At 32.6% G+C, this 25156-nt stretch carries 27 protein-coding genes; 13 read left to right on the forward strand and 14 right to left on the reverse strand.

The annotated features are described in order from the left end of the window. Positions 1-66 precede the first annotated feature (66 nt). Positions 67-1140, forward strand: coding sequence for a glycosyltransferase family 9 protein (locus FLACOL7796_RS21000; protein WP_173972750.1), 1074 nt, complete (start codon positions 67-69; stop codon positions 1138-1140). After that, positions 1140-1925, forward strand: a complete 786-nt coding sequence (locus FLACOL7796_RS21005; RefSeq protein ID WP_173972751.1) for a glycosyltransferase family 2 protein — start codon at positions 1140-1142, stop codon at positions 1923-1925. Before FLACOL7796_RS21000 ends, FLACOL7796_RS21005 begins: the two co-directional genes overlap by 1 nt. Here the strand turns inward: FLACOL7796_RS21005 and FLACOL7796_RS21010 are convergent. Beyond that, positions 1906-2673, reverse strand: a complete 768-nt coding sequence (locus FLACOL7796_RS21010) for a Kdo domain containing protein (protein WP_173972752.1) — start codon at positions 2671-2673, stop codon at positions 1906-1908. The two genes, FLACOL7796_RS21005 and FLACOL7796_RS21010, sit on opposite strands and share 20 nt — an antisense overlap. A gap of 84 nt (positions 2674-2757) precedes the next feature. Here FLACOL7796_RS21010 and FLACOL7796_RS21015 point away from each other — a divergent pair, with 84 nt between their 5' ends. Then, complete coding sequence (locus tag FLACOL7796_RS21015; RefSeq protein WP_173972753.1) at positions 2758-3831, forward strand: glycosyltransferase family 4 protein; 1074 nt, start codon at positions 2758-2760, stop codon at positions 3829-3831. A 10-nt stretch (positions 3832-3841) separates the two neighbouring features. Here the strand turns inward: FLACOL7796_RS21015 and FLACOL7796_RS21020 are convergent, their stop codons facing one another. Continuing rightward, positions 3842-4699: a hypothetical protein gene (locus FLACOL7796_RS21020; protein ID WP_173972754.1), complete on the reverse strand. Its 858-nt coding sequence runs from the start codon at positions 4697-4699 to the stop codon at positions 3842-3844. 128 nt (positions 4700-4827) lie between these two features. On the opposite strand from FLACOL7796_RS21020, the gene FLACOL7796_RS21025 reads away from it, so the two are divergent. Next, positions 4828-5838, forward strand: coding sequence for a glycosyltransferase family 2 protein (locus FLACOL7796_RS21025; RefSeq protein WP_173972755.1), 1011 nt, complete (start codon positions 4828-4830; stop codon positions 5836-5838). An 11-nt stretch (positions 5839-5849) separates the two neighbouring features. Here FLACOL7796_RS21025 and FLACOL7796_RS21030 read toward each other — a convergent pair whose 3' ends face one another. The 7 genes from FLACOL7796_RS21030 to FLACOL7796_RS21060 all read right to left on the reverse strand — a co-directional run bounded on the left by FLACOL7796_RS21030 (position 5850) and on the right by FLACOL7796_RS21060 (position 11793). After that, complete coding sequence (locus FLACOL7796_RS21030) at positions 5850-6812, reverse strand: glycosyltransferase family 2 protein (RefSeq protein ID WP_197913341.1); 963 nt, start codon at positions 6810-6812, stop codon at positions 5850-5852. A gap of 225 nt (positions 6813-7037) precedes the next feature. Next, the gene (locus FLACOL7796_RS21035) at positions 7038-7673 is read right to left on the reverse strand and encodes a PglD-related sugar-binding protein (RefSeq protein WP_173972756.1); all 636 of its coding nucleotides are present in this window, start codon (positions 7671-7673) and stop codon (positions 7038-7040) included. Between the two features lie 3 nt (positions 7674-7676). Continuing rightward, positions 7677-8684 (reverse strand): ketoacyl-ACP synthase III, encoded by a 1008-nt coding sequence (locus FLACOL7796_RS21040; RefSeq protein ID WP_173972757.1) that lies wholly within the window; start codon positions 8682-8684, stop codon positions 7677-7679. Next, positions 8674-9759: an aromatic ring-hydroxylating oxygenase subunit alpha gene (locus FLACOL7796_RS21045; RefSeq protein ID WP_173972758.1), complete on the reverse strand. Its 1086-nt coding sequence runs from the start codon at positions 9757-9759 to the stop codon at positions 8674-8676. Before FLACOL7796_RS21045 ends, FLACOL7796_RS21040 begins: the two co-directional genes overlap by 11 nt. A 5-nt stretch (positions 9760-9764) precedes the next feature. After that, on the reverse strand, positions 9765-10502 hold the full coding sequence (locus FLACOL7796_RS21050) for an SDR family NAD(P)-dependent oxidoreductase (protein ID WP_173972759.1): 738 nt from the start codon (positions 10500-10502) through the stop codon (positions 9765-9767). After that, on the reverse strand, positions 10503-11558 hold the full coding sequence (locus FLACOL7796_RS21055; RefSeq protein ID WP_173972760.1) for a 3-oxoacyl-ACP synthase III family protein: 1056 nt from the start codon (positions 11556-11558) through the stop codon (positions 10503-10505). It lies immediately after the preceding gene. A gap of 4 nt (positions 11559-11562) precedes the next feature. Further along, on the reverse strand, positions 11563-11793 hold the full coding sequence (locus FLACOL7796_RS21060; RefSeq protein WP_071637096.1) for a phosphopantetheine-binding protein: 231 nt from the start codon (positions 11791-11793) through the stop codon (positions 11563-11565). Positions 11794-12015: 222 nt separating this feature from the next. Here FLACOL7796_RS21060 and FLACOL7796_RS21065 point away from each other — a divergent pair, with 222 nt between their 5' ends. Both FLACOL7796_RS21065 and FLACOL7796_RS21070 read left to right on the forward strand, forming a co-directional pair. Then, positions 12016-13092 (forward strand): DegT/DnrJ/EryC1/StrS family aminotransferase, encoded by a 1077-nt coding sequence (locus FLACOL7796_RS21065; protein ID WP_173972761.1) that lies wholly within the window; start codon positions 12016-12018, stop codon positions 13090-13092. 36 nt (positions 13093-13128) lie between these two features. After that, positions 13129-13701: an L-threonylcarbamoyladenylate synthase gene (locus tag FLACOL7796_RS21070; protein WP_173972762.1), complete on the forward strand. Its 573-nt coding sequence runs from the start codon at positions 13129-13131 to the stop codon at positions 13699-13701. A 204-nt stretch (positions 13702-13905) separates the two neighbouring features. Here the strand turns inward: FLACOL7796_RS21070 and FLACOL7796_RS21075 are convergent, their stop codons facing one another. Next, positions 13906-15030, reverse strand: a complete 1125-nt coding sequence (locus FLACOL7796_RS21075; RefSeq protein WP_173972763.1) for a cysteine desulfurase family protein — start codon at positions 15028-15030, stop codon at positions 13906-13908. A gap of 87 nt (positions 15031-15117) precedes the next feature. Between FLACOL7796_RS21075 and FLACOL7796_RS21080 the strand changes: the two genes are divergently transcribed. Continuing rightward, entirely contained in the window at positions 15118-16089 is a 972-nt protein-coding gene (locus tag FLACOL7796_RS21080; RefSeq protein WP_173972764.1) for a hypothetical protein, read from the forward strand. 152 nt (positions 16090-16241) lie between these two features. On the opposite strand, the gene FLACOL7796_RS21085 is transcribed toward FLACOL7796_RS21080, so the two are convergent. The 3 genes from FLACOL7796_RS21085 to FLACOL7796_RS21095 all read right to left on the reverse strand — a co-directional run bounded on the left by FLACOL7796_RS21085 (position 16242) and on the right by FLACOL7796_RS21095 (position 18053). Then, positions 16242-16793: a Smr/MutS family protein gene (locus FLACOL7796_RS21085; RefSeq protein ID WP_173972765.1), complete on the reverse strand. Its 552-nt coding sequence runs from the start codon at positions 16791-16793 to the stop codon at positions 16242-16244. Continuing rightward, positions 16783-16968: a hypothetical protein gene (locus FLACOL7796_RS21090; RefSeq protein WP_173972766.1), complete on the reverse strand. Its 186-nt coding sequence runs from the start codon at positions 16966-16968 to the stop codon at positions 16783-16785. Before FLACOL7796_RS21090 ends, FLACOL7796_RS21085 begins: the two co-directional genes overlap by 11 nt. A gap of 383 nt (positions 16969-17351) precedes the next feature. Next, positions 17352-18053, reverse strand: coding sequence for a DUF1003 domain-containing protein (locus tag FLACOL7796_RS21095; RefSeq protein ID WP_173972767.1), 702 nt, complete (start codon positions 18051-18053; stop codon positions 17352-17354). Positions 18054-18244: 191 nt separating this feature from the next. Between FLACOL7796_RS21095 and FLACOL7796_RS21100 the strand changes: the two genes are divergently transcribed. From FLACOL7796_RS21100 to FLACOL7796_RS21110, 3 genes are all read left to right on the forward strand, one after another. Continuing rightward, positions 18245-19036, forward strand: a complete 792-nt coding sequence (locus FLACOL7796_RS21100) for a serine O-acetyltransferase (protein ID WP_173972768.1) — start codon at positions 18245-18247, stop codon at positions 19034-19036. Beyond that, positions 19033-19920, forward strand: coding sequence for a cysteine synthase CysM (cysM, locus tag FLACOL7796_RS21105; RefSeq protein WP_173972769.1), 888 nt, complete (start codon positions 19033-19035; stop codon positions 19918-19920). Before FLACOL7796_RS21100 ends, cysM begins: the two co-directional genes overlap by 4 nt. 179 nt (positions 19921-20099) lie before the next feature. Next, positions 20100-21086, forward strand: a complete 987-nt coding sequence (locus FLACOL7796_RS21110; protein WP_173972770.1) for an aldo/keto reductase — start codon at positions 20100-20102, stop codon at positions 21084-21086. A gap of 127 nt (positions 21087-21213) precedes the next feature. Here FLACOL7796_RS21110 and FLACOL7796_RS21115 read toward each other — a convergent pair whose 3' ends face one another. Then, positions 21214-22227 carry a sensor histidine kinase gene (locus FLACOL7796_RS21115; RefSeq protein ID WP_232067426.1) on the reverse strand — a complete coding sequence of 338 codons (1014 nt, stop codon included), beginning with the start codon at positions 22225-22227 and terminating at the stop codon, positions 21214-21216. A 195-nt stretch (positions 22228-22422) separates the two neighbouring features. On the opposite strand from FLACOL7796_RS21115, the gene rlmD reads away from it, so the two are divergent. From rlmD to FLACOL7796_RS21130, 3 genes are read left to right on the forward strand one after another with little or no spacing between them, the layout of a single operon-like run. Continuing rightward, positions 22423-23835 (forward strand): 23S rRNA (uracil(1939)-C(5))-methyltransferase RlmD, encoded by a 1413-nt coding sequence (rlmD, locus tag FLACOL7796_RS21120; protein ID WP_173972772.1) that lies wholly within the window; start codon positions 22423-22425, stop codon positions 23833-23835. A 10-nt stretch (positions 23836-23845) separates the two neighbouring features. Further along, entirely contained in the window at positions 23846-24382 is a 537-nt protein-coding gene (locus FLACOL7796_RS21125) for a DUF6452 family protein (protein ID WP_173972773.1), read from the forward strand. Beyond that, a complete protein-coding gene (locus FLACOL7796_RS21130; RefSeq protein WP_173972774.1) occupies positions 24354-25151 on the forward strand; it encodes a DUF6048 family protein in 798 nt (265 codons plus the stop codon). Before FLACOL7796_RS21125 ends, FLACOL7796_RS21130 begins: the two co-directional genes overlap by 29 nt. Positions 25152-25156 lie beyond the last annotated feature (5 nt).

Raw genomic sequence — 25156 nt, forward strand, 5'->3', positions numbered from 1 at the left:
TATCAATTGGAATTTGGATTTTTTTTGCTTCAATTTGTAGACTCTTAATAAGATTAAGCTTTCTATATGAAGATACTTGTAATTCAGCAAAAAATGATTGGAGATGTTTTGATCAGCAGTATAATATGCAATAACCTGCGTACTGCTTATCCGGATGCTCAAATAGATTACTTGGTTTATGCCTCGACAACTCCTGTTTTAGAAGGCAATACAAGTATTGACAATATTATTTTGTTTGAAGAAAAACACCGCAAAAGCAAAAAAGAACTATTAAACCTTGGAATCCAGATTCGGAATCAAAAGTATGATTTGGTTATTGATGCTTATTCAAAATTAGAAAGCTGGATTTTGGTATTACTGAGTAATGCAAAGCGAAAAATCTCATACAAAAAACCCGGAAGAAGCTTTTTATATACTGACAATGTTCCGTTTGAAGCTCTTCCCAAAACCAATTTAGGTTTAGCTATAGAAAGACGACTTTCGTTATTAGGACCTCTTGATTTAAAGTCACCAATCGATCCTATTCCTAAATTATTTGTTTATGAAAAAGAAAATCAGGAAGCTATCGCGCTTTTTGAAAAACATAATGTCTCAAAAGATCGAGAAACAGTTATGATTAGTCTTTTAGGAAGCGAAAAATTAAAAACATACCCTTTAGAGTTTATGTCTAAAGTAGTGGATTACGTTGCCGATACTTCAGATTTCAATATTCTTTTTAATTATTTCCCAAAGCAATTAGAAGACGCTAAAACCGTTTTTAACGCTTGCAAACCTTCTACCCAGAAAAAAATATATTTTGATTTACTGGGCGATGACCTCCGTTCGTTTATAGCTATTATGAACCAATGTGACTTAATTATAGGAAACGATGGCGGCGCTATCAATATGGCAAAAGCACTTGAAAAGCCATCATTTATTATTTTCTCTCCGTGGATCGAAAAGAAAATCTGGGCCACTTTTGAAGATGGAATTCATCATCTGTCTGTGCATTTAAAAGATTATCGCGCAGATTTATTCGATCAAAAAACAGAAAAAATGCTCAAAAAAGAGTCTTTATCATTGTATAAAGAATTTAAGCCTGAATATTTTAAAGCGCAAATTGAATCGTTTTTAAATCAAAACTTAAGCAATTCTATCTAATGACTTTGCCTAAAAAACAAACTTTAACTGCATTAGTAATTACTTATAACGAGGAACAAAATATAAAAGCTGTTCTTAAAAATCTGACTTTCGCCGATGAAATAATTGTGGTAGATTCTTTTAGTTTAGACGCTACTTTTGCAATAGCTTCATCCTTTAAAAATGTAAAAATTGTTCAGCGTGTTTTTGATAATTTTGCTTCTCAACGTAATTATGCATTGAGTTTAGCAACAAATTCATGGATTCTTTTTATTGATGCTGATGAAAGGCTAACGACTGAACTTGAAAAAGAAATCAGCAGTATTATTAATGAGCAAAGTAGCGCTTCGGCTTATTTTATGTACAGAACTTTTATGTTCCAGAATAAAAAACTGTGTTTTAGTGGCTGGCAAACAGACAAAATAATCCGCCTTTTCAAAAAAGAAAATGCTCATTACAATCATGAAAAAATTGTACACGAAAAATTAATTATAGCGGGAGAAACCGGAAAATTAAAAAATAGATTAATTCATTATTCCTACTCTACTTATGATGATTACAAGCAAAAGATGATTCATTACGGACAATTGAAAGCGCAGGAAGAATTAGTTAAAAAAACAAAACCTCATTTTTTTCATTTTTACATACGCCCTGTCTACCAATTTCTAAATCAGTATATCCTTCGTTTAGGAATTTTAGACGGAAAAAAGGGAATTATTATTTGTTACCTAAATGCTTTAAGTGTTGCTGTGCGTTTTCAGGAGCTTAAAAATTTAAGATCAAAAACTACGATTTCCAGAACTTAAGTTTCTTTTTCAATCTTTTTTTTCTGGCAAACTCATCCTGAAAATGAGTGGTAGCATGCCACATTTTTTCAAAAATTTCAGCTTCTGACTTTTCTTTATAGAATTTAGAATATTCATTGCTCATTACAGCAATCATTTCCTTTTTAGGAGTTAAGCGGCTAAAGTTATTCATTCGCTGCTCAAAACTCATGTTTTCATGAAAATTCATTCGGTTTAAATCAACCAGGAAGAAACTGTATTGATTCTTGTCGTTCTTTTTGATTAATGTGTTTCCGGGTGAATGATCTAAAAACTCTACTCCTTTTTCATGAAGATCAAAAGTAAATTTTGTAAACTGTCTTAAAATCGCATCGTTATCCGGATAATCTGGAATTTCAACCAATTCTCTGTATGTCAATTCGGTTACTAAATGCTCACTTGCATAATAACTGTCTTTTAAACCTACAATATTAAAATTTTCAAGAAATGCAATTGGTTGTGGCGTTCCAATTCCTTTTTCTAATAAAATTGTAGCATATTCAAACGAACGTCTTGCTTTCGATTTTCTAAAATATCGATAAGCAATCTTATTCACTATATTCGGAATTTTAAATGATTTAATATTGATGGTTTTTCCTTCTAGATCAAACAATTTTATTTTATTGCGATCTCCATTTCCAAAAAGTTCACCCGAAGAATTAAACGTTTTGATTTTGTCAAGAATTGACGAAGTACTATTTTCGAAAGAAGGATTTACTTTAAAATTCATCAGTAGTTTTTTATAAGGAACAAAAGTACATATACGATTTAACACTTCAAATTATTATTGTATTTTCGTAAAAAAAAGAACTAGATGCCACAAAAAAGTATTTTCCTGGAAACACATAATATCAATAACAGAGCATCAGGTTTAGGAACTTTTAATTACGAATTAATTAAAGGATTATCGACATTAAATCTGAATGACTTTGAATTAACTTTAAACAGTGCAAAACCAGAACTTCTTAAAGAGGAATTTAAAGATAAATTCAAGTATCATAAATACAATAGTCTTTCGCGTCATCCTTTGTTCAGAATTCGAAAAAAATACGATTTATGGCATTCTGTAAATCAAAATATTAAAGTCGAACCTTTTTTTAAAACGAACTATTTACTTACGGTTCATGATATTCATTTTGTCGAAGAAATTTCTTCAGACAAAAGCTCTAAACTGCATAAACTTTTTAGAAAAAAACTCGAAAGAGCCACTGCAATTACTTATATCTCAGAATTTGCAAAAAAAAATACGCACGAACATTTTAATGTACCCAATGTTCCTGAATATGTTATTTATAACGGAAACCCAATATCGGCACTTTTAGACACTTCTTCTTTTGTTTCAACTGTTCCGGTAGACAAACCTTTCTTTTATACGATTGGTGATTTTATCGAAAGAAAAAATTATGCTTCGATCATTACCATGATGAAAGGAATAAAGGATTTTAATCTAATCATTTCCGGAAATAACAATAAAAAGTATGGCGAAGAAATCAAGAAGTTAATTGATGACAATGGCCTTAGCAATCAGGTTTTCCTGACCGGAAAAGTATCTGATGAAGGAAAACAGTTTTACATGAAAAACTGTGCGGCATTTCTTTTCCCTTCAATTCGCGAAGGTTTTGGACTTCCGCCAATTGAAGCAATGAGTTTTGGTAAGCCAATATTTTTATCTGATAAAACTTCTTTGCCTGAAATTGGAGGTGATGTTTCAAATTACTGGACCAATTTTGATCCTGAATATATGAAAGAAGTTCTTTTTGACGGATTAAATAATTTCGAGAATAATAAAACCGAAATCGAAAACCAACTGAAAAAAAGAGCTGCAAGTTTCGATTGGAAAGTTGCAGCTTCAGAATATTTAAATGTTTATAAAGAAATACTAAAATAATAGTATTTCTTTATAAATGTTTGAACCATTGTCCTATGTTTTTGCTCCAGATGTAAAGATTCGAAGGCGCTACTTTACAAATGTCAATATTATTTTTAATCTCGCTATAAGTTGTACCTTTTACGAAAGCCAGTTTTTTCCATTTTTCAGGCTCCATATAAAAGAAATCACGCATCGATTTATAATTATTCTTATTAACTGATTTCCATTTCTGCATAAACGAATCCGGGTTTACTTCATCGTTATGTCCCCAGTTCTTAAACTTATATTCTATTTCTTCCGCTGTTCTTGATAAAGTTTCATGCCATAACAAATTACGCGTATATATAATTCTCTGACGCGTATTTCTAGCCACTTTATAATCTGGATAATTAGTTGCCATAAGTCCTCTGGTGGCTTTATCTACATACAATAAACCTCCATCAGTGTATTTAAACATGTTAATTAAAAAAGCAGCAACCTGTATTCTGTTGTTTTCCGGATCGTCTAAAAAGTTGTCATGCTTTCTTAAATCTTTTACAAACTTTTTAAAATCTAAGAAATATTCATCACTATCCACCTGTATAAGCCAGTTTCCGATTCCCATTTTTAAAGACAGCATATAGCGCTCTCTGTTGTCATTTTCGATTGCCGAAAGTTCAGGCACATAAAAATTGTCACGATAAATGGTAATCTTATTTTGGGTATCAAATTGTTTTATCCATTCGAAAAACTGATCATCAACCTCAAAAATTTGACCTGACCAGGTTCTAAATTTTTCATCAACTGCTAAAAAGATAGCATCGGCATCATTGTACACAAGAGGAATTGATATTTTTAGTTTTTCGTAATCATAAGAAAATAAAAAGCCAACGTGGATTTTTTTCATTTATTTAAATTTGTTAGGGCAAAGATAAAAACATTCCGAAATTATCTATAAAATTACCACTTATTCTTTAAGATAATTTTAACTTATATATTATCTTTGCTTTGTTGAAACAAAAACCATGCAAAATCATGCAAATTCCTGAAATTTCTGTTATAATTCCTGTTTTTAACGCTGCTCCATTTTTGCAGGAAAGCATAGAAAGTATCCTAAATCAAACATTCTCAGACTTTGAACTTATAATATTAAATGATAAATCTACTGATGAAAGTTTAGAAATAATTAAAAAAAATCAATCTAAAGATAATCGGGTAATTATTATTGATAAAGAACAGAATGTTGGTCCGGCAAACCTCAGGAATGAAGGAATTAACGCTGCAAGAGGCACCTTTATTGCCTTAATGGATGCTGATGACATTGCTTTGCCAACTCGTTTTGAAAAACAAATAACAGTATTAAAAAACAATCCGGAAATTGGAGTTTGCGGCACAGGGTTTACTTTTTTTGGATCTAAAAAAAATAAAACCATAAATCACAGTAACGATCACGATGCTATAAAAGTATCTTTTTTACACAGTTGTAACATTGGTAACCCAACTGTTATGTTTAAAAAAGAAGTTTTAGGCGATCTAAAATTCGACAATGACTATGTTCCTGCTGAAGATTATGATTTATGGAGCCGATTGTTAGATAAAACACATTTCTATAATATTCCGGAATCTCTGCTAAATTACAGGCAACACGATAACAACATTAGTAAAACAAAAATTGATAATGTTAACCGATCTGTAAAAAGAGTAAAAATAAAACAGTTAGCTGCACTTGAAATAGATCCGGCAGATCCCAAAATTGATTTTTATTTAAATGCAGTTTCATTGCAAAAAAAACTTTCGCCTGACGAAATTATTGAAACCATAAATGCATCAAAATTCCTGCTTTCGCAGAATGAAAAGATTCAATATTTCAATCAGAACTTATTCAAAAAACATATTGATAAAGTTTTAGTACGTACTATTCGAAATGCTAATTCATTTAATATTCCTTTTTACAAACATTTAAGTAAAAAAGAAAAGGCTTTATTTCAGAAAATAAGCCTTTTTGATCGAACGATTTTATATTTTAAATCTTTATTTGGTCGCTAAGAATTCTAAAATCATGATTTTATATATTTCAAAAAATATTTGAATTTTAAAGATAAACTGGCTTTCTCTAAAAATTCATTAATTGCTTTTTGAGGTTCTTCGATGTTTTTAAATTCTTCTGTTTTACGCAATTTCAAAGCCTCAAACGCAGACGCTTTTAATAACGAAACCATTACTTTTTCGATATTTTTTGTTCTGGCTTGCGGAATATTATCATAAATCTCTTTTACATTGAGATAAGAAGAATAACGCTGAAAAAACGTTGATTTTAAAGAAAATACACCTCCGGGATGCAATCTGTAAACCGCCGCTTGAAAATTTAAAAAAGCTCCTTTTCCGTGGCAAAGCGCCAATGCATAGAGCGTATTATCTTTACCGTATTTGAATTTTTTATAATCTAAAGGATCAACAGCATCTTTTTTGAAAACACTGGTTAGTGTTAAAGTACAATAAGGCTGAAAAATGGTATCAAAGTCGATGGTATATATTGATGACAAAGTTTCCTTGAAATTGTTTGACACTAATTCAGTTCCTTTTCGATTAAGATAATCAGTCCAAGTGATAACATATTCTTTATTATTTTCTAAAAAGTCGACTTGTTTCTGCAATTTCAATTTATCGATCCAATAATCATCTCCTTCGCATAAGGCAATATATTTTCCTTGTGCCATAGGAAAGGTAAAATCACTCCAAATATTAACTTCTTTATTAGAATATTGATTTTTTTCCTGTAAAATTGTCTTAATAATTAGAGGATATTTTTCTGCAAAATCTCTTATTATATTTTGTGTATTATCTGTAGAAGCATCATCGTGTACAATTATTTCGAAAGAAAATGTTGTTTTCTGCATTAAAAAACCTTTTAAAGTTTCACTTATAAAATCTTCATGATTAAAAGTTGTGCAAATAATAGTTACAAGCGGATCACCTGTATTTTCGATCCAGCCTGAAATGATACTTTCCTGATCTTTCATTTTATATTCTTATTCTTTTTGAAATATTATCTAAGTCATACTTTTATAGAGTGGAATCATTTTTTTTCAGTCCGGTTGGCGCAAACTGGAAATTCCGCATCCAAACATTAGCTTAACAATTAAATTTTATCTCCTTATCCGTGATTTTGATTATATTTTCTGTAATCCTTTAAAATCTTTGACAGGAACAATTATTAAAACTTTTATTCTTACTATCCATCCTTATTAAAATTCTATTCTTTTTGCAGGAACCCCAAAAACTGTACTATTTTCCTTTACATTTTTAATCACAAGACTGGCTGCTCCAACTGTTGCCCCTTTACGAATCGTAATATGAGGCAAAATAGTAGATCTTGTATTAAGGCATACTTCTTCTTCTAATATGGCATAGCCGCCCATAAAACTATAAGCATTAACATGTGACCATTTTCCAATTTTAGAATCGTGCCCTATCGCCACAAAACCCTGAATTGTCACAAAATCATCAATTATACAGTCATTACTAATATTAGAATACATAAAAATGATTAAGCCATTTCCTATGGTTACATTTGAGGTAAAAATTACTGTAGGATGAATCAAATTAATAAATCTACCTCCTTTTGATAAAATAATCTCTACATAATGTTTTTTCCATTGTACACTCCCCAGTGCACAAACAAAAACATCATTTTCCTGAATTGCATAATTTTCTACAGATGAAATAATTTCCGGATAATTATCAAAACCATCGAGAGCATCTAATTTATCATCCAAAAATCCTTTTATCATATATTCAGTATTGTAACCAGGACATTGTTTAGCAAGCCCACATACTTCACGCCCGTATCCTCTTGCTCCTATTATAATTAAATTTTTCATAGTTTAGATTATTAAGTTACATGCCGCCCACGAATATCCTACGCCAAAACCTGCTAGTATTAGATTTTTAGATGCTGTTAATCTTCTTTGCTTTTGAGCTTCGTACAAAGCAATTGGAATTGTAGATGAAACGGTATTTCCACATCCTTCCATAGCGATAAAAAACTTTTCTTCGGGAATTTTTATTTTTTTTCTCAAATGATTCAACATATATTTATTGGCTTGATGAAAAATAAACAAGTCAATATCTTCTTTTGTTAAGTTTGATTTCTCTAAAATTGAGAATATAAGTTTGGGAACAAATTCTCCAGTAAAATTGAAGATTTCCGCTCCGTTCATGTACAGATTTTTATCATTTCTAACATTTCCAAACTCATCTACAATATCTTCATTTTCACTTGAAACAGGAAAACGCATACCACCTTGCTTTACAATTAGGTTCTCTGCTCCTCTTCCGTCTGTACCAAAAATAAAATTACCAATAGAACAAAAACCTTTTTCAGCAGTAATTAATGTAGCCGCGGCAGCATCTCCAAAAATAGTTTTGTTGCTTTTATCTTTTGGATGAATAAACTTTGAATACGTTTCTGCAGTGATAAGCAAAATATTTTTTGCCATTTCACCTGCAATTAATCCCTTTGCTAAACTTAAACCGTATACAAAACCTGAACAACCGAGATTAAAATCTAAGGCGCCAATCGAAGTATTTAATCCCAATTTATCCTGAATAATACAGGCCGTCGTCGGTAAAAAATAATCCGGACTCTGTGTGCAAAATAACAAATAATCGATAGTTGATCGGTCGATATTATGTTCTGCAAAAAGTTTTTCTGCAGCTTTGACAGCCATATCAGAAGAAAATTCATTATCGGCACTAATATGTCTTGAATTAATGCCTGTTTTAGAACTGATTTTTTCAATTTCCCATTCTGGAAATTCCTGATTAATCAAATCGTTCGATAAAACTGCTTCTGGTAAATAGTAAGATATAGCTTTTATATTAGCTTTCATTTTCTAAGAAATTTAAATATTGTTTTTGAAAATGATGAACTCGTTCTTCTTCATCAGAAAGTTTTCCTGATAAATTTGTATGTCTGACACCTTGCTGCACAAGCTGGCAAACTGTTTTATCTTCATTAAAAACCTGTCTGTTAAAACCAATTAATGATTCTTCAAAAGCTTTAATAACTATTGGTGTTTTTTCTGAATCTGTAATTGTTGTAAAAACATGACTTGTAAATTTTGTCTTATCTGGCGTAATGGGTTCAATTAAAGAATAATTAAAAGAAATTCCGTGCGTAGTAGATATTAACAAATTAGGAAAAATCAAAATATGTTTATAACCATCTATATCATAAGCTCTTGGTGAATAATAATCATTAATCTTTCTATAACCTCCTTTGTCTTTTACTATATTTAAATTACTTGTCCAGCTTGAATTGGTTTTATCAAAAGTAAAATCTATTCCAGAAGGTTCTAATTTAGCCAGGGTATCTGCATGAACCAGTCCAACATGATAACTTTCAAGCGTATTTTCAACGATAACTTTCCAATTTGCATTTATTTCCATAGAATTAACATCAATTCTATTTCCTAATACCAATGACATTGTTTCTAATTCTTCATAAAAAACACCTATAAAATTTTCTAAAGGTTCAGCATCCTGATCTAAAGAAACAAAACACAGATTACCACAAAATGAAACTTCAAATTCTTTCAATTTCATTTCGCAGAGCTCTTCTTTCGAAAATTTTTTAAACAAAGGTTTTTTCGGAATACCACTTGGAATACCATTTTTATCATAAGCCCAACCATGATAAGGACAAACCAAAGGCCTGTTTCCCGATTCTTCCTGCTGAATTATAGAAAAACGATGAGAGCATACATTTAAAAATGATTTAATCTCACCTCTTACATTCTGAATTACAATGGGTGTACCTGCAATTTTTAAAGCAATAAAATCATTATCATTTAAAAAATCAGATTTGAATCCAACAAAATGCCAAACTTTTTTAAAAAGGTTATTTGTTTCCTTCAAAAAAATAGCATCATCATAATAATGAAAAGCCTGTATATTTGAATTCATAATTTTTATTTTAATGTGAATCCGCCATCAATAATTAGATCAGAGCCTGTCATCCATTTACTTATATCACTTAGTAAGTACATTGTTAATCCTGCAACATCTGCAGGTTCTCCGTATCCTAATGGATATTCTGATTCAGCTTTTTTCACTTCCTCTTCAGAGGCAATATCATTTGCCTGCTCTGTCATTGCTGTTTTTATAATTCCGGGACAAATACTGTTTGATCTTATTCCCTGCGGAGCCAATTCTGTTGCCAATACTTTAGAAAAAGATACTAACGCCGCTTTTGAAGCTGCGTACATTGCGGTACCCCCTACACCTAATTTTGAAGAAATTGAGGATATAAAAACCAAAGAAGCTTTTTTATTTAATAATTTTTTCTTGACCAACTTTTGACTCAGTAAGACATTACTATCAAAATTTATAGAAAAAACAGCATTTATTTTACTTTCGCTCAAAAACTTAACAGGAAGATATTCTACAATCCCCGCATTAAAAACAACACCATCAAATGCCGAACTTTGCAAAATTAGTTTATCAAGATCTTCCGTAACTGCAAGATCAACAGCAAACATTTTATGGTTGTTTCCTGTTAACAGTGAAATTGTCTCTTGTAGTTTTTCTACATTTCTGCCAACAACAGTAACATTCGCTCCTAATTTAGAAGCCGTAATTGCAATTTCTCTGCCAATTCCCTGAGATGCACCAGTAACTAATATATTTTTATCTTGTAAAATAATCATTTATAATTCAATTAAATCTAAGCACTCTATTTTCGCATCTTCAATGAGCATTGTTCCCCATGATAAACCCACTCCAAAACCACACATTAATAAATTAGAAGACCGGTTTAAAATCTTATCTTTTAATTCTGACACAATAGTTAAAGGTATTGTAGCCGAAGATGTATTTCCGAAATACTTTAACGAGTAAGGCACTTTTTCAATAGGCAATTTTAACTTTTTTGCAATCATTTTATTCATCATCATATTTGCTTGATGAAAAATAAAATAATCAACTTTTTCTTTATCGATTGCAAATTTTTCTATCAGTTTATTTACAGTTTTAGGTCCCTGAGATATTCCGAAACTAAAAACATCCATTCCGTCTAAAACTAAATCGCAAGAGTTTCGGCTAATACCTTCTTCGATTTTATTTACTTTTAAAGAATCTTCACTTACTCTGTTTCTTGCACCTCCATCAGGAACGATAATGGTTTTATAACCTGATCCGTCTGTACCTAAATCAAAAAATATATTTCCAGCTTTTTCATCAATTTCAAATGCAGTTGCGCTTCCGGCATCACCAAATAGTGGCAATGTACTCTTATCGGTTTTTGAGACAATTTTACTTATAGTATCTCCTGCCAATAAAAGTCCTTTTTTAAAACCGGCCGTTTTCATCATTCCCGCAATTATAGAAATTCCATAAACATAACCAGAACATCCCAGTGGCACATCAAACGCCATGCAATGAGTCGACAAACCTAATCTATTCTGAATTATTGCAGCTGATATAGGCAAAATATAATCTCCCGTCTGCGAAACAAAAACTAATATTTCAATTTCTTCTTTCTCCCAATTCAGGCTGCTGATTAATTTCTCTGCAGCTTCACAGCATAAATCAGAAGTAGAAATTTCTTTAGAAGCAATTCGTCGTTCCTCAACTCCTGTTACTTCTATAAATTTTTTAATCTCTTCCTGACTTATCAACTCTAAATCAATGTTGCGTTCTGTGTTTTTAGGAATGCAACACGAAATGCCTTTTATTGCAATATCATTTATTGAAAAAGCAGCCATTTAATTATCCTTTATTTTTAATAATTTCAAAGATATCATTTAATGAATTCGAAGATTTAATATCGTCTCCAGTAAGTTTTACATCATATTCTTCGTCTGCCATAGCGATTAATGACAAAGCTGTCAATGAATTCCACTCATCCAAATCTCTAAAAACAGTTTCTTGTGTGATTAATGCCGCATCTGTATCATCTAAAATATCTGCAAAATTTCGCAAAAAAGTGTTGATTTCCATAGTATTCTTAAATTTATTTTGAATTTGTTATTGATATTAATTTTATAAAAATGATCCCTTAAATTATTGTTGTTCAAACAACTCAACGGCATATCGTTTTTCTTATAATGTTATAATGCTGACTTATGCCCAAAATTTAGGTTTCTTTTCCTATTTTTACCCCACAAATATAACAATAGTTTACCCTTAAAGATAAATTAAAAACCACTAATCAAAAATTTAATGATTCCTGTAACCAAAACTTTTCTACCTCCGCAAGAAGAATACAACCTTTTTGTAAAACGTGCATGGGATAAAGCTTGGCTTACAAACCGCGGTGAACTTACTATAGAATTAGAAGATAAACTTAAAAAACATCTTGAAGTTTCTAATTTAATTATTACTAATAACGGCACAATACCAATTCAAATTGCATTAAAGTTATTTGGTAAAGGAGGCGAAATTATCACCACTCCTTTTTCTTATGTAGCAACTTCTGCAGCAATTGTATGGGAAAATTGCACACCTGTTTTTGTCGATATACATCCAGATTATTTAACCATAGACGAAACTAAAATCGAAGCTGCCATTACGCCAAAAACCACTGCAATACTAGCAACTCATGTTTTTGGGAATCCTTGTCACGTAATCGAAATTGAAAAAATCGCAAAAAAACACAATTTAAAGGTAATTTACGATGCTGCTCATTCTTTTGGAGTTAAGTATAATAACCAATCTGTGTTTAATTTTGGAGATGTAAGCACTTGCAGTTTTCACGCAACAAAATTATTTCATACCGGAGAAGGCGGCGCAATATTCTGCGATGACAAAGAAACTTTTCATCAGTTGTATTACAGCCATAATTTCGGACATGACGGGCCTTTGGCATTTCATGGTTTAGGAATCAATGCTAAAATCTCTGAACTGCAATCAGCAATGGGCTTAGCGGTATTTCCGTACATGGACCATATTATTGCGGAAAGAAAAAAAGTAGTCGATTTTTATAATGAAAATTTAAATTTTAAAACTGTACAATCTTTAAAAGTAAGAGAAAATACAGAATGGAATTACAGTTATTATCCTGTAATTTTTAGTTCAGAAGCTGTTTTATTAAAAGTTCAGGATGCTTTGGCAGCTGAAAATATATTTCCCCGACGTTATTTCTATCCATCATTAAATACAATAGAATACACAAAAGGAGATACAATGCCTATTTCTGAATCAGTAGCCTCACGAATTTTATGCCTGCCTTTATATGTAGGAATTGCTGAGACTGATTTAGAAAAAATAGTTCAAATTATAAATAAACAAACCTTATAACAAAGCTATTTGTTATCATAAAAAATATTTTAAGTTATGAGTCAGGATATTAACACTGAAGTTCACAATGCTTACGAAGTGATAAAAGAAGGCGGCATTATTCTTTACCCAACCGATACCGTGTGGGGAATTGGCTGTGACGCAACTAATCCGGAAGCAGTTGCAAAAATTTACAAACTAAAACAGCGTGCCGAAACACAAAGTATGATTGTTTTGATGAATGGAGAAAAAATGATGTATAATGTTTTTAAAGACATTCCAGAAGTTGCATGGCAGATTTTGGATGTATCTGAAAAACCAACTACATTAATTTTAGACGATGCCAGAAATGTAGCACCAAACATTATTGCAGCTGATAAATCGCTTGGAATAAGACTGGTTAAAGAACCGTTTTGTTTTAAATTAATGGAAAGAATGAAAAAGCCTTTGGTTTCTACATCTGCTAATATTTCAGGACAACCAACCCCTATTGCTTTCAAGGATATTAGCCCTGAAATCATTAAAGGTGTTGATTATGTCGTAAAACTAAATCAGGATAAAATTGCCGGAAAACCTTCGACAATTATAAAACTTACGAGAGATTCGCAAGTGAAAGTTATTCGTAAATAATGGTGAGTTATTAATTGTGAATTGAGAATGCTTTTTTTGACGTTCAAAAATCTTAATATCTCAGAACCTTAGAATCTTAGCACCTTATTAAATGGCTTCGACTTCGCTCAGCCTGACAACCTTTCAATGTCATCCTGAGCAAAGTCGAAGAATATTTCACTAGACCTTTGCCTTAATAACTTAGCCCCTCAGAAACTTAGAACCTCAAATAGCTCCCAAACTCTCAATCAACCAATCGATATCTTCTTTAGTATTATAATGGCTGAATGAAATTCGGAGATTAGGTAATTTTAAATCTTCTTCAGAAAGCATTTCTTTTAAAACATGTGAAGGTTTTATACTTCCGGACTGGCAGGCGCTGCCTCTCGAAACCGCAATTCCTTTCATATCTAAACTAAACAAAAGCATCGAAGTTTTATCTGCCGAAAAAGGCAAAATTATATTGATGATATTATAAAAATCATCCTTTTTGCCATTAATTCTAAAGCCTGGAAAATGAGTTTCCAACTGATCAATCAGATACATCTTCAATTCAGATATATAAGTTCTTTCCTGATCTAAATTTTCATAAGAAAGAGACAAGGCTTTTGCCATACCTGCAATTTGATGCACGGCTTCTGTTCCTGCGCGAAGTCCTTTTTCTTGTTCTCCGCCAAAAATAAGAGGCTGTAATCCAGAGTTTTTGCGTATAAAAGCAAAACCAACTCCTTTTGGTCCATGAAATTTATGTGCACTTGCAATTATAAAATCGACTGGAGTTTTTTGCAAATCGATCTCTGTTTTACCCACAGATTGCACTGTATCTGAATGAAATAAAGCATTGTATTGCTTACAAATTACCCCAACCCTGTCTAAGTCCAGAATTATTCCTGTTTCGTTATTAACATGCATTAAACTCACAATAGTCTTTTTTTCTTCTGCCAATAAATTAGACAAATGAGTAAGATCTATACTTCCGTCAGGACTAATCTTAACATAATCAACCTGAACATTATATTCAGACTCCAATACTAAAACAGTATGCAAAACGGCATGATGCTCAATTTTTGTGGTAATGATACGCTCGATTTTAAGATCTTCTACAGCTGAACGCAGTATCCAGTTATCAGCCTCCGTTCCTCCTGATGTAAAAAGAATTTCTTGTGCAGAACAATTTAAATGTTTGGCAATACTTTTTCTGGAAAGTTCCAGAATAGTCTTTCCGTTTCTTCCAAAACTGTGTGTAGAAGACGGATTACCAAAATCTTCGGTCATTACTTTAGTCATTTCCTGAATCACTTCAGGACGCATAGCGGTTGTAGAGGCGTTATCGAGGTATACTTTTTTCATTGCTGCAAAGTTATGAAATATCAATTGTCTAATCTTAAATATCATTTGCCAAATTTTTCACTATTTTTGACCTCAAATAAAATTACGATGAAAAAATATGCAAGCCTTCTATTGTTCGCCCTAATACTAAACGGTTGCGATGATGGTGATTTAACAGTAGATACTATTGATTTTAGCAACGAAAGTATTAAAGCTCAAACCTGCGACCCATTAACCAATAATCTAATATATAAGCTTAAACCCCAAGAATCTTTATTAATACAATTACCAGATAATAGTATTATAAACGATCCGTCTGTTTATTCTTATGACATCAATAATAGTACCTATCGTGTTGTTTACAGAGCTTATGATGGTACTGTTGCCACTGCCAATATATGCGGTACAATACCACCAAAAACACCAAATATTACAGAAGAATGGATTGGAACAGCCGGAAAAATAGAGATCACTACCACTTCAATACCAGGCACAGCATCTACTGACGGAAGTACTACAATTACAGGTTACAACCATACTATTGTTTTTAGAAACATCACCTTTGCTAAACCTGCCGGAGATCAGGTTGAAGCAGAATACGTATTTGGAAATTTTTCAACTTCATATACTGCACCAAATACAGTTTTCACCAATCCTGTACAGCAATGTACAAATGCTTCAAAACAGGTTTACAACTACAACGCATCATCTGCATTAACGATTGACAATATAGATCCTGCGCTGCTTGTAAATGAAATAACAACAACGCCAAGAACAGGTCTTATCAATGCTAACGGTACAACCAACAAAGTTTTATTACGTACTTATATAAATGGTACCCTGACACAAAGTTACTTTTGTAACACCACAATACCATCATCTCCTGCGGTAAGCGAAACATGGATTGCCCGTGATGGACTTGCGGGAGAAAGCGGAATTATAGAAGTTACGACCACAAATGTCAACAAAGTTTTTACACATACTATTGTTCTTAAAAACGTAACATTGCAAAAAGATCACAGCTCGTTTAAACTGGCTACAAATTATGTTTTAGGAAATTTAGAAGTTGTAGTACCCTAGTTTAAAATGAGTTTTTAAACAGTACAAAAACTACTTTTTGTTCCTACAAAAAAACATCCGTTTTTCAATCTAATTCTTTAGTAAAATTAGCCTTGAAAAACGGATGTTTTTTTATGCTTTAAAACGAATAAATCGGAGCGTAAAAAAGTGCCCTATTTATTGTTTTGCCTGAAATAAACTTCGGTGGCACCTAAGCCATATTTTTGATAATTGGCATCCTGAAAATCTATTCCGTCGTAACGGCCTAATAAAAAATCAAGTTCGGCTTTTAGAATTCCTTCACCAACACCGTGAATAAAAACAATTTTCGGAATACGATTTCGGATCGCAAATTCGATATGTCTTTTGGCCGTTTCTGTTTGCAGAGTCAGGATGTCGTAATTAGACATTCCGCGTTTATTAGGAACCAGTTTTTCGATGTGCAAATCAAATTCCGGAGCTGCAATTTCGCGTTTATCCTTCTTTTCTTTAACAAAACTTCTCGGTTTTGGCTCCGTTTTCTCTTTTGAAATTTCATCTAAATCAATTCTTTTAATAGAATTCATTAAATTACTGGATTCTTGCATTTTAAGCAATTCATTGACAAAAAATGTCATCATAAATCCATCCTCAGTTTCGATTACAACTTCATTGTTTTTTACCGAAACTACTGTTCCGTTAATGGCTTCGTCTAAGACAGAAACCTTATCTCCTTTAGTCAACATCTTGCTCCTCTTTATCTTGATTTTTACTAGGTGTTTTTGCACTCAACTGCATCATTCCAAACATGAAAACGACAATTGCAATTACCGTTATATAAATATTTTTCTCTTCTGAAACCTGCTCATATAATGCAACTGAAATGGCAAGAATCATTATTAAAATTTTAAACGTTTTCATTTTTTAAGTATTTAAGAATTCAAAAGTATGAAACTTTAAAATAGGACTTTAATACTCTCTAAAATGAATCGAAAATTTTCCTTAAAAAAACAACTAAAATCCCTCTCTAAAAACCAGTAAATATCATCGATTAAAAAAACAAAAAACGGACTTCATTTTAGCGCAATAAAATCTCAACTTATAACCCGATTTATTCTTACTTTTTACTCCAGAAAAATTACGACAATTCATCATCTCAATTGTCCATTATTTTTCAATTTTAATACTTTTTAATCTTTCTAAAAAATTCAAAAATAATTCCATAAAAAATAGTTTTTGCAACTTCTAAAAAGTTTCAATTTTAAGTTTCATTTGATTTTTCTCAGACGAAAATTCTTCTCAAATTATTTTTTTATCTGATTCAAAATATCGTTCATCATCTCGATTTGCACTTTCTGAATTTCGATTAATTCTTGTTGCTGATGCATAATCATGTGATCGATTTTATCATGAATCATTCTAATTTCTAATTCTGATTTAAGATTAATCATGTAATCTTTTTTGGCACGATTTCGGTCTTTCTCTTCTTGTCGGTTTTGACTCATCATAATTACCGGAGCTTGCAATGCCGCAATACAGGATAAAATCAAATTCAGCAAAATAAACGGATACGGATCAAAACCTTTATTGACCAAAATATAAACATTGGCACCAATCCAGACGATGATAAAAAGCAAAAACGAAATAATAAAAGTCCAGCTTCCGCCAAAGTCAGCCACTTTATCTGCTATTTTCTGTCCAAAGCTTCTCTCCTCTTCTTCATCCTCAACAATACTCACAATCGATTTGTCTTCTTTTAGAGAATTAATAACACTTTTTTCAAGATCAGAAAGTGTTCCTATTTCCGTAGATAAGTATCTCGAAATATATTTTTGGCGGTATTCGTTTAATTCTTTCACCGCTATACAATCCTGTTCACTAAAAGATGGATGATCCTCCATAATCAGCCCCAAAATTGGATCGTGAATAGATTTTCCCCATATTCTCTGATTTTCCGGAAACGAAATATTAGAAATAGCGCTTTTAAAAGTCGAATTGTTTTTCATTTTTTATAAATTTTACAGGCTAATTTACGCATTTAACTTCTTAACAATTGCATAAAAAAATCGTGTTTCATTTTATTTTATTTATCACAAATACAATTCTCAAAACAAAATTTCTTTATACTATTCGTGCCCTTATTTACAAAAAACGCATTACTTTTAACGTTTTAAATTATCCACTCAATTTTACAATTGTGACCAAAGACAATATCATACAAAATATCAAAGCTTTAAAAAGCCATTCTAATATAAATTACGGGATCAAAACCAAAACTGAAGATTTTACCGAGAAGCTTTTCTATACCCTTTTTGATTCGAATGCAGATTTAGACAAAAGCATCGACGAACTTGAAGTTGGCTTTAAAGAAATTGCCGTTTTAGCCTGCAAAAAGCCTCAAAATTTATGCGAATCGATTTGGGACCGTTTTCTGGAAAAACTACCCGGCGTTCTCGAAAAACTAAATCAGGATGCTGAATATATTCTTGAAAATGATCCGGCATCAAATAGTATCGACGAAGTTTATTTGGGTTATCCAGGTTTCTACGCTATTGCAATTTATCGTTTAAGCCACGAATTATATCATTTGGATTTATTACTCTTTTCGAGATTAATGAGCGAATACGCGCACCGAATTACAGGAACCGATATTCATGCCGGTGCAGACATTGCTTCTCCGTTTTTTATTGATCACGCCACCGGAATCGTTATTGGCGAAACCACTGTGATCAGGAAACACGTAAAAATTTATCAGGGTGTTACGCTTGGAGCTTTGAGCGTAAGTAAAGAAATGAAAAACGCCAAAAGACATCCAACTGTAGAAGCAAATGTTTGCATTTATGCCAATGCTACTATTTTGGGCGGCGAAACCATTATTGGAGAAAATAGCATCGTGGGAGGAAATGCCTGGGTTACCAAATCGATTCCTGAAGGTTCTATCGTAATCAATACCACTACAACTGAAGTTAAAATAAAAGAAAAAAAATGAACGCACAGAAATTGCTAAACCTAATTGGAAATACTCCATTGATGGAAACTGTCAATTTGGTTAAAAATAAAAATGTAAAACTTTTACTGAAACTTGAAGGAAATAATCCTGGAGGAAGCGTAAAAGACAGAGCTGCTTATAACATGATTGCCGCTGCTCTTGAAAGAGGCGAAATTAAAAAAGGCGATAAGCTTATTGAGGCCACTAGTGGTAACACCGGAATTGCGCTGGCGATGATTGCGCAATTGTTTCAAATTGAAATTGAATTGGTATTACCGGAAGATTCTACAAAAGAAAGAACACAAACAATGCGTGCTTATGGCGCTACAGTGATTTTAACGCCTGCTAGCGAAGGAATTATTGGTTCGCGAGACTATGCCGACAAAAAAGTAGCAGAAGGCGGTTATATCATGCTAAATCAGTTTGCGAATGATGACAACTGGAAAGCACATTATAAAACTACAGGCCCTGAAATTTGGAACGATACTGACGGTACGGTTACTCATTTTGTTTCGGCAATGGGAACAACAGGAACCATCATTGGAACTTCGACTTATTTAAAAGAAAAAAATCCAGCGGTTCAGATTATTGGAGCGCAGCCAAGCGACGGATCTCAAATTCCGGGAATCCGTAAATGGCCACAAGAATATTTACCTAAAATATTTGATGCAACAAAAGTAGATACGGTTGTTGATGTAAGCGAAGAAGAAGCAAGAAAAATGACCAAACGTTTAGCACTCGAAGAAGGTGTTTTTGCCGGAATGAGCAGCGGAGGTTCTGTTGCCGTTGCCTTAAAAATCGCCGAAGAGCTGGAATCAGGCGTAATCGTTGCCGTTATCTGCGATCGCGGTGACCGTTATTTGTCTTCGGATTTATTTGACTAAGAAAAGGCACTAAGATTCTGAGCCACTAAGTTGCTAAGATTTATTTAGAAAATATCTTAAAAGACTTATTGCGCCAGAACCTTAGAAACTTAGCACCTAAAAAAAGACGCACTGCTGTGCGTCTCTACAAAAAACCTTTGAACCTTTGCCACTCTGAACCTTTGAACCTTGAAAAAAAAATGAACTACAGAAAACTAGGAAAAACAAACTTTAATATATCCGAAATCTCACTTGGCACCTGGCAAGTTGGAGGAAAATGGGGATCAGGATTTAATGATACAACTGCCGACGAGCTTATAAACACCGCAATCGACAATGGTGTAAACTTTATTGACACTGCCGATGTTTACGAAAATGGTTTAAGCGAAACCGCCGTTGGTAGAGTTGTACGTTCACGTTCTGAAAGAATTTATGTAGCAACAAAATGCGGCCGTCATATTAATCCTCATGTAAGTGAAGGTTATCAGCCAAAAGTTCTTCAGAAATTTGTTGAGGACAGTTTAAAAAGAATGGGATTAGAAACAATTGACTTAATTCAGTTGCATTGCCCTCCTACAGAAGTTTTTTATCGACCTGAAATTTTCGAATTATTCGATCGTTTAAAAGACCAGGGGAAAATTTTAAATCTGGGTGTAAGCGTAGAAAAAGTCGAAGAAGCATTAAAAGCAATCGAATATTCGAATGTAACTACGGTTCAGATTATTTTTAATTTGTTTCGTCAGCGTCCTTCTCAATTGTTTTTCTCAGAAGCCAGAAAAAAAGACATCGGGATCATTGCAAGAGTTCCTTTGGCAAGCGGACTTTTAACAGGCAAATTTGATGCTAAAACTACTTTTGACGCTCAGGATCATCGTAATTTTAATCGTAACGGAGACGCTTTCGACAAAGGAGAAACTTTTTCGGGCATTGATTACGAGTTGGGTCTAAAAGCGGTTGAAAAACTAAAAGCATTATTCCCTGAAACAACTAACCTAGCTCCTATTGCCCTGCAATGGATTTTGAGTTTTAAAGATATTAGCTGTATCATTCCCGGCGCATCGACAGCCAATCACGTCATGTCTAATTTATCGGTTTATGATTTACCAGAATTAACTCCGGAGAAAATCGCAGCCATGAACAATATTTACGAAGAATACATAAAACCTTCTGTACACCAGCTATGGTAGTTTTAAGACACTAAGGTGCTAAGGTGCTGAGATTCTAAGTTTTTTTTTTAGAATCTCGGCGCTTTTTTTAGTTATAAAAAAAGCGCAATTTCAACTCATAACTCTTAACTTATAACTCATAACTTTTTTAAGCTTCAAATTCAATTCTAAATTCAGCTCCTTTGTTTTTACCTTCGCTGGTTGCGTCTAATGTTCCTTTGTTTTTTTCGATGATTTTTTTGCAGAGATACAATCCAATTCCGGTCGAAGATTCATTTGCAGTTCCTAAGCGGCTCATTTTGGTAAACTTCTTAAACAATTCATCGATCTGATTTTTATCAAAACCAATTCCTTTATCTGTAACCGTTATAATGACTTTTGAGTTGTCATTGTAGATTCTAACTTTTACCTCGCTGTCGAAATACGAGAATTTAATCGCATTACTTATTAAATTTACCAAGACCTGCACAAGTAAACCTTCATCAAGTCTCAATTTAACCTCGGTAATTTCTAAATCAAGAGTCAACTTTATATTTTTATCAATCAGGCGCTGTTCTAACTGTTCATTAATAAAAGGTAAAATACCAGGCAATAAAATGGTTTTAATTTCCTGACTTCCTTTTATAACGCGATCTTGTTCTTTTAATAATTTTATAAAATTTTCGATGTATCGAAATTGCAAATTCGTCGATTCACGAATTAATTCTGCCAATTGGCGAATAGAATCGGATGGATTTTCGCTGATAATTAAATTAGCCAAACCTTGCGGATTCCCGGCAAAATTTTTCAAATCATGCGAAAGCATATAAATCAAATCCTGTTTTTCGTTTATAAAACTTTCAGCTTCATAAATAGATTCCTGAATATTAGCCAGTAACAAACCGGCTTCATCTGTATATTCAGTTGGCAGAATCGATAATTTTCTGTTATTTCTGTAATCATCTAATGATTTAGAAGCAATCGAAATGGGCTTAATTAATTGATTTAAAACCAAAAGTGTGATCAAAGTAGCCAGTAAAGTCATGATTAAAGAGAAAACCAAAATCGAAGTTGGCGAAACACTATGATTATAATAAAGTACAAAAAATAAAATCCCGATCAAAGGAATATGAATTCCTATAAAAGCAACAAATAAAAATTTGAAGGCATAACTTTTTTTCAAAAAGCCAATTTGTGAAAGATTATGATATAACTTCATAAAAATAATAACAATCTATAGTTTAAAAATAGCAGAATTGGGTTTATTGCTAAAAACAAAGTTAACTTTTAAACTCAATTAAAAGAATAAATTACACAATTTGATAAAATATTTCGAAAATTAAATTTGAAAAAGTTTACAAACCCTTATTTTTGCGCTATGGGAAGAAAAAATACAGACAAAGTTGTCTTTCATCAGATTCAGGTTCTTGATGCCGGAGCAAAGGGAGTATCAGTAGCAAAGGCTCCTGACGGAAAAGTAATCTTTATTCCGAACGTAGTTCCGGGTGATGTTGTTGACGTTCAAACTTTCAAAAAAAGAAAAGCCTATTATGAAGGCAAAGCCGTAAAATTTCATGAATTATCAGAGCATCGCATCGAACCTATCTGCGATCATTTTGGAGTTTGTGGAGGATGCAAATGGCAAAATATGAAATACAGCCAACAGTTGTATTACAAACAAAACGAAGTAAAAAACCATTTACAGCGTATAGGAAAAGTTGAACTTCCTGAGTTCGAAACTATCCTGGGTTCTGAAAAACAGTTTTTTTACAGAAATAAAATGGAATTTTCGTTTTCTAACGCTCGTTGGTTAACCGAAAAAGAAATTGAAAGCACTGAAGATCTTGGAAACAGAAATGCATTAGGATTTCATATCCCGAAAATGTGGGATAAAATTCTTGACATTCAAAAATGTTACTTACAGGAAGATCCTTCAAACGCGATTAGAAACGAAATTAGAGATTTTGCCAATGCAAATAATTTAGCGTTTTTTAATCCAAGAGAGCAATCTGGTTTATTAAGAACGTTTATGATTCGTACTGCTTCGACAGGAGAAATCATGGTTTTGATTCAGTTTTACGAAAACGACAAAAAAGATCGTGAATTGCTTTTAGATCATCTTTACGAGAAGTTCCCTCAAATTACTTCATTACAATATGTGGTAAATTCAAAGCAAAACGATACTATTTACGATCAGGATATCAAACTATATAAAGGTAGAGATTATATCCTTGAAGAAATGGAAGGTTTAAAATTTAGCATCAACGCTAAATCTTTTTATCAGACCAATTCTGACCAGGCTTACGAATTATACAAAATAACACGTGATTTCGCCGGACTTTCTGGCAACGAAACCGTTTATGATTTATATACAGGAACCGGAACTATTGCACAATTTGTTTCTAAAAAAGCAAAAAAAGTAATTGGTGTAGAAAGTGTTCCCGAAGCAATTTTAGATGCTAAAGCCAATGCAGAACGCAATAATATAACGAATTGTGAGTTTTTTGTAGGTGATATGAAAGTTGTTTTCAACGAAAGTTTCATCGCAGAGCACGGCAAGCCGGATGTTATTATTACAGATCCGCCAAGAGACGGTATGCACGCAGCAGTTATCGATCAAATCCTGAAAATTGCTCCTAAAAAAGTAGTTTATGTAAGTTGTAACTCAGCAACACAAGCACGTGATTTAGCTTTAATGGATGAGAAATATAAAGTTACACGCGTTAGACCAGTTGATATGTTTCCGCAAACGCATCATGTCGAAAATGTTGTACTTTTAGAACTTCGCTAACAAAATATAAATGAAAAAAATAATCTCTCTTTTATTGGTCTTCACTTTTGGTTTATCCAGCTGTGAGAAAGATGATATTTGTGATGCAAATACACCTACTACTCCTCGATTGGTAATTGCATTTTATGATATCAATAACTCGACAAAGCCAAGAAATGTAAATAATTTAATGGTAATTGGACAAGGAAAAACAGAAGGAATTATTTTCAACAAAAGTGTAACAGATACAACTAAATATGTAACAAATGCAAATACTGTTTCTATACCACTGCGAACAGATACAATTTCTACCATATACAAATTTGTATACAACTCACTAAGTCCTAATGCAGCTGCCATAAATACTGATGTAATAAAAATTGATTATACTCATCAAAATGTATATGTATCGAGAGCCTGCGGTTTTAAGACTACTTTTACACTCGCTCCGGTAAATCCTTTCGTACGAACAGATCCGGCCGGTGATGGTAACTGGATGCAGGAAATTTTTGTAAAAACCCGTAACATTGAATCTGAAAATGAAACACACATTCAAGTATATTTTTAGTTCTGTCTTATTGTTTTCAATGTTTTTGGGCCATACTCAGGAAACAGCAACTAAAACAGTAACAAAAGAAAAGCCTAAAACCGAGACTGCAAAACCTGCTCTTGAAGAAGTAAAAAAAGACAGCATCAAAACAGATCGCTACGGTCTTCGTGTGGGTGTTGATTTGTACAAACTGACTCGCGGACTTTATGACAAAGATTATAAAGGAATCGAAATTGTGGGAGATTTTCGTTTAACGAAAAAATACTACATCGCCGCTGAATTGGGTTTTGAAGATAAAACTACAGATGACGACAGGTTAAACTCAACTGCAACCGGAACGTACATAAAAGGAGGTTTTGACTATAATTTGTACCAAAACTGGTTAGACATGGAAAACTTAATTACAATAGGTTTACGTGGAGGTTTTAGTACTTTTAGCCAGCAATTAAATAGTTATAAAATCTACAACGCAAATCCGTATTGGGGAGAACAACCGGCAGTTGCTGCTGGTCAAAAATATACTGGTTTAACAGCAGGATGGCTGGAAGTTGCCATGGGATTAAAAGCAAAAGTTTTTAATAATGTATTTGTTGGATTTGGCGTTCAGTTAAAAATGCTGGTGGCCAATTCAAAACCATCAGGCTTTGATAATTTGTACATACCAGGTTTTAACAGAACTTACGACGGAAGTTTTGGAGTAGGTTTTAACTACACCGTTTCTTATTTTATTCCGCTTTACAAGAAAAAAACTATTATTCCGGCAATTATCGAAACTCCTAAAAATTAGTTTTA

The sequence above is a fragment of the Flavobacterium bizetiae genome (assembly GCF_902804475.1).
Taxonomy (GTDB): Bacteria; Bacteroidota; Bacteroidia; order Flavobacteriales; family Flavobacteriaceae; genus Flavobacterium; species Flavobacterium bizetiae.

Excerpts from the sequence above, each read along its gene's own strand:
- FLACOL7796_RS21080 (WP_173972764.1), top strand. The coding sequence starts at position 15,118 with ATGAAAAAATATGCAAGCCTTCTATTGTTCGCCCTAATACTAAACGGT.
- cysM (WP_173972769.1), top strand. The coding sequence starts at position 19,033 with ATGAACGCACAGAAATTGCTAAACCTAATTGGAAATACTCCATTGATG.
- FLACOL7796_RS21075 (WP_173972763.1), bottom strand. The coding sequence starts at position 15,030 with ATGAAAAAAGTATACCTCGATAACGCCTCTACAACCGCTATGCGTCCT.
- FLACOL7796_RS21005 (WP_173972751.1), top strand. The coding sequence starts at position 1,140 with ATGACTTTGCCTAAAAAACAAACTTTAACTGCATTAGTAATTACTTAT.
- FLACOL7796_RS21060 (WP_071637096.1), bottom strand. The coding sequence starts at position 11,793 with ATGGAAATCAACACTTTTTTGCGAAATTTTGCAGATATTTTAGATGAT.
- FLACOL7796_RS21030 (WP_197913341.1), bottom strand. The coding sequence starts at position 6,812 with ATGAAAGATCAGGAAAGTATCATTTCAGGCTGGATCGAAAATACAGGT.
- FLACOL7796_RS21020 (WP_173972754.1), bottom strand. The coding sequence starts at position 4,699 with ATGAAAAAAATCCACGTTGGCTTTTTATTTTCTTATGATTACGAAAAA.
- FLACOL7796_RS21035 (WP_173972756.1), bottom strand. The coding sequence starts at position 7,673 with ATGAAAAATTTAATTATAATAGGAGCAAGAGGATACGGGCGTGAAGTA.
- FLACOL7796_RS21090 (WP_173972766.1), bottom strand. The coding sequence starts at position 16,968 with ATGAAAACGTTTAAAATTTTAATAATGATTCTTGCCATTTCAGTTGCA.
- FLACOL7796_RS21130 (WP_173972774.1), top strand. The coding sequence starts at position 24,354 with ATGAAACACACATTCAAGTATATTTTTAGTTCTGTCTTATTGTTTTCA.
- FLACOL7796_RS21110 (WP_173972770.1), top strand. The coding sequence starts at position 20,100 with ATGAACTACAGAAAACTAGGAAAAACAAACTTTAATATATCCGAAATC.
- FLACOL7796_RS21095 (WP_173972767.1), bottom strand. The coding sequence starts at position 18,053 with ATGAAAAACAATTCGACTTTTAAAAGCGCTATTTCTAATATTTCGTTT.
- FLACOL7796_RS21045 (WP_173972758.1), bottom strand. The coding sequence starts at position 9,759 with ATGAATTCAAATATACAGGCTTTTCATTATTATGATGATGCTATTTTT.
- FLACOL7796_RS21000 (WP_173972750.1), top strand. The coding sequence starts at position 67 with ATGAAGATACTTGTAATTCAGCAAAAAATGATTGGAGATGTTTTGATC.
- FLACOL7796_RS21025 (WP_173972755.1), top strand. The coding sequence starts at position 4,828 with ATGCAAATTCCTGAAATTTCTGTTATAATTCCTGTTTTTAACGCTGCT.
- FLACOL7796_RS21125 (WP_173972773.1), top strand. The coding sequence starts at position 23,846 with ATGAAAAAAATAATCTCTCTTTTATTGGTCTTCACTTTTGGTTTATCC.
- FLACOL7796_RS21040 (WP_173972757.1), bottom strand. The coding sequence starts at position 8,684 with ATGAAAGCTAATATAAAAGCTATATCTTACTATTTACCAGAAGCAGTT.
- FLACOL7796_RS21085 (WP_173972765.1), bottom strand. The coding sequence starts at position 16,793 with ATGTTGACTAAAGGAGATAAGGTTTCTGTCTTAGACGAAGCCATTAAC.
- FLACOL7796_RS21010 (WP_173972752.1), bottom strand. The coding sequence starts at position 2,673 with ATGAATTTTAAAGTAAATCCTTCTTTCGAAAATAGTACTTCGTCAATT.
- FLACOL7796_RS21055 (WP_173972760.1), bottom strand. The coding sequence starts at position 11,558 with ATGGCTGCTTTTTCAATAAATGATATTGCAATAAAAGGCATTTCGTGT.
- FLACOL7796_RS21070 (WP_173972762.1), top strand. The coding sequence starts at position 13,129 with ATGAGTCAGGATATTAACACTGAAGTTCACAATGCTTACGAAGTGATA.
- rlmD (WP_173972772.1), top strand. The coding sequence starts at position 22,423 with ATGGGAAGAAAAAATACAGACAAAGTTGTCTTTCATCAGATTCAGGTT.
- FLACOL7796_RS21050 (WP_173972759.1), bottom strand. The coding sequence starts at position 10,502 with ATGATTATTTTACAAGATAAAAATATATTAGTTACTGGTGCATCTCAG.
- FLACOL7796_RS21015 (WP_173972753.1), top strand. The coding sequence starts at position 2,758 with ATGCCACAAAAAAGTATTTTCCTGGAAACACATAATATCAATAACAGA.
- FLACOL7796_RS21065 (WP_173972761.1), top strand. The coding sequence starts at position 12,016 with ATGATTCCTGTAACCAAAACTTTTCTACCTCCGCAAGAAGAATACAAC.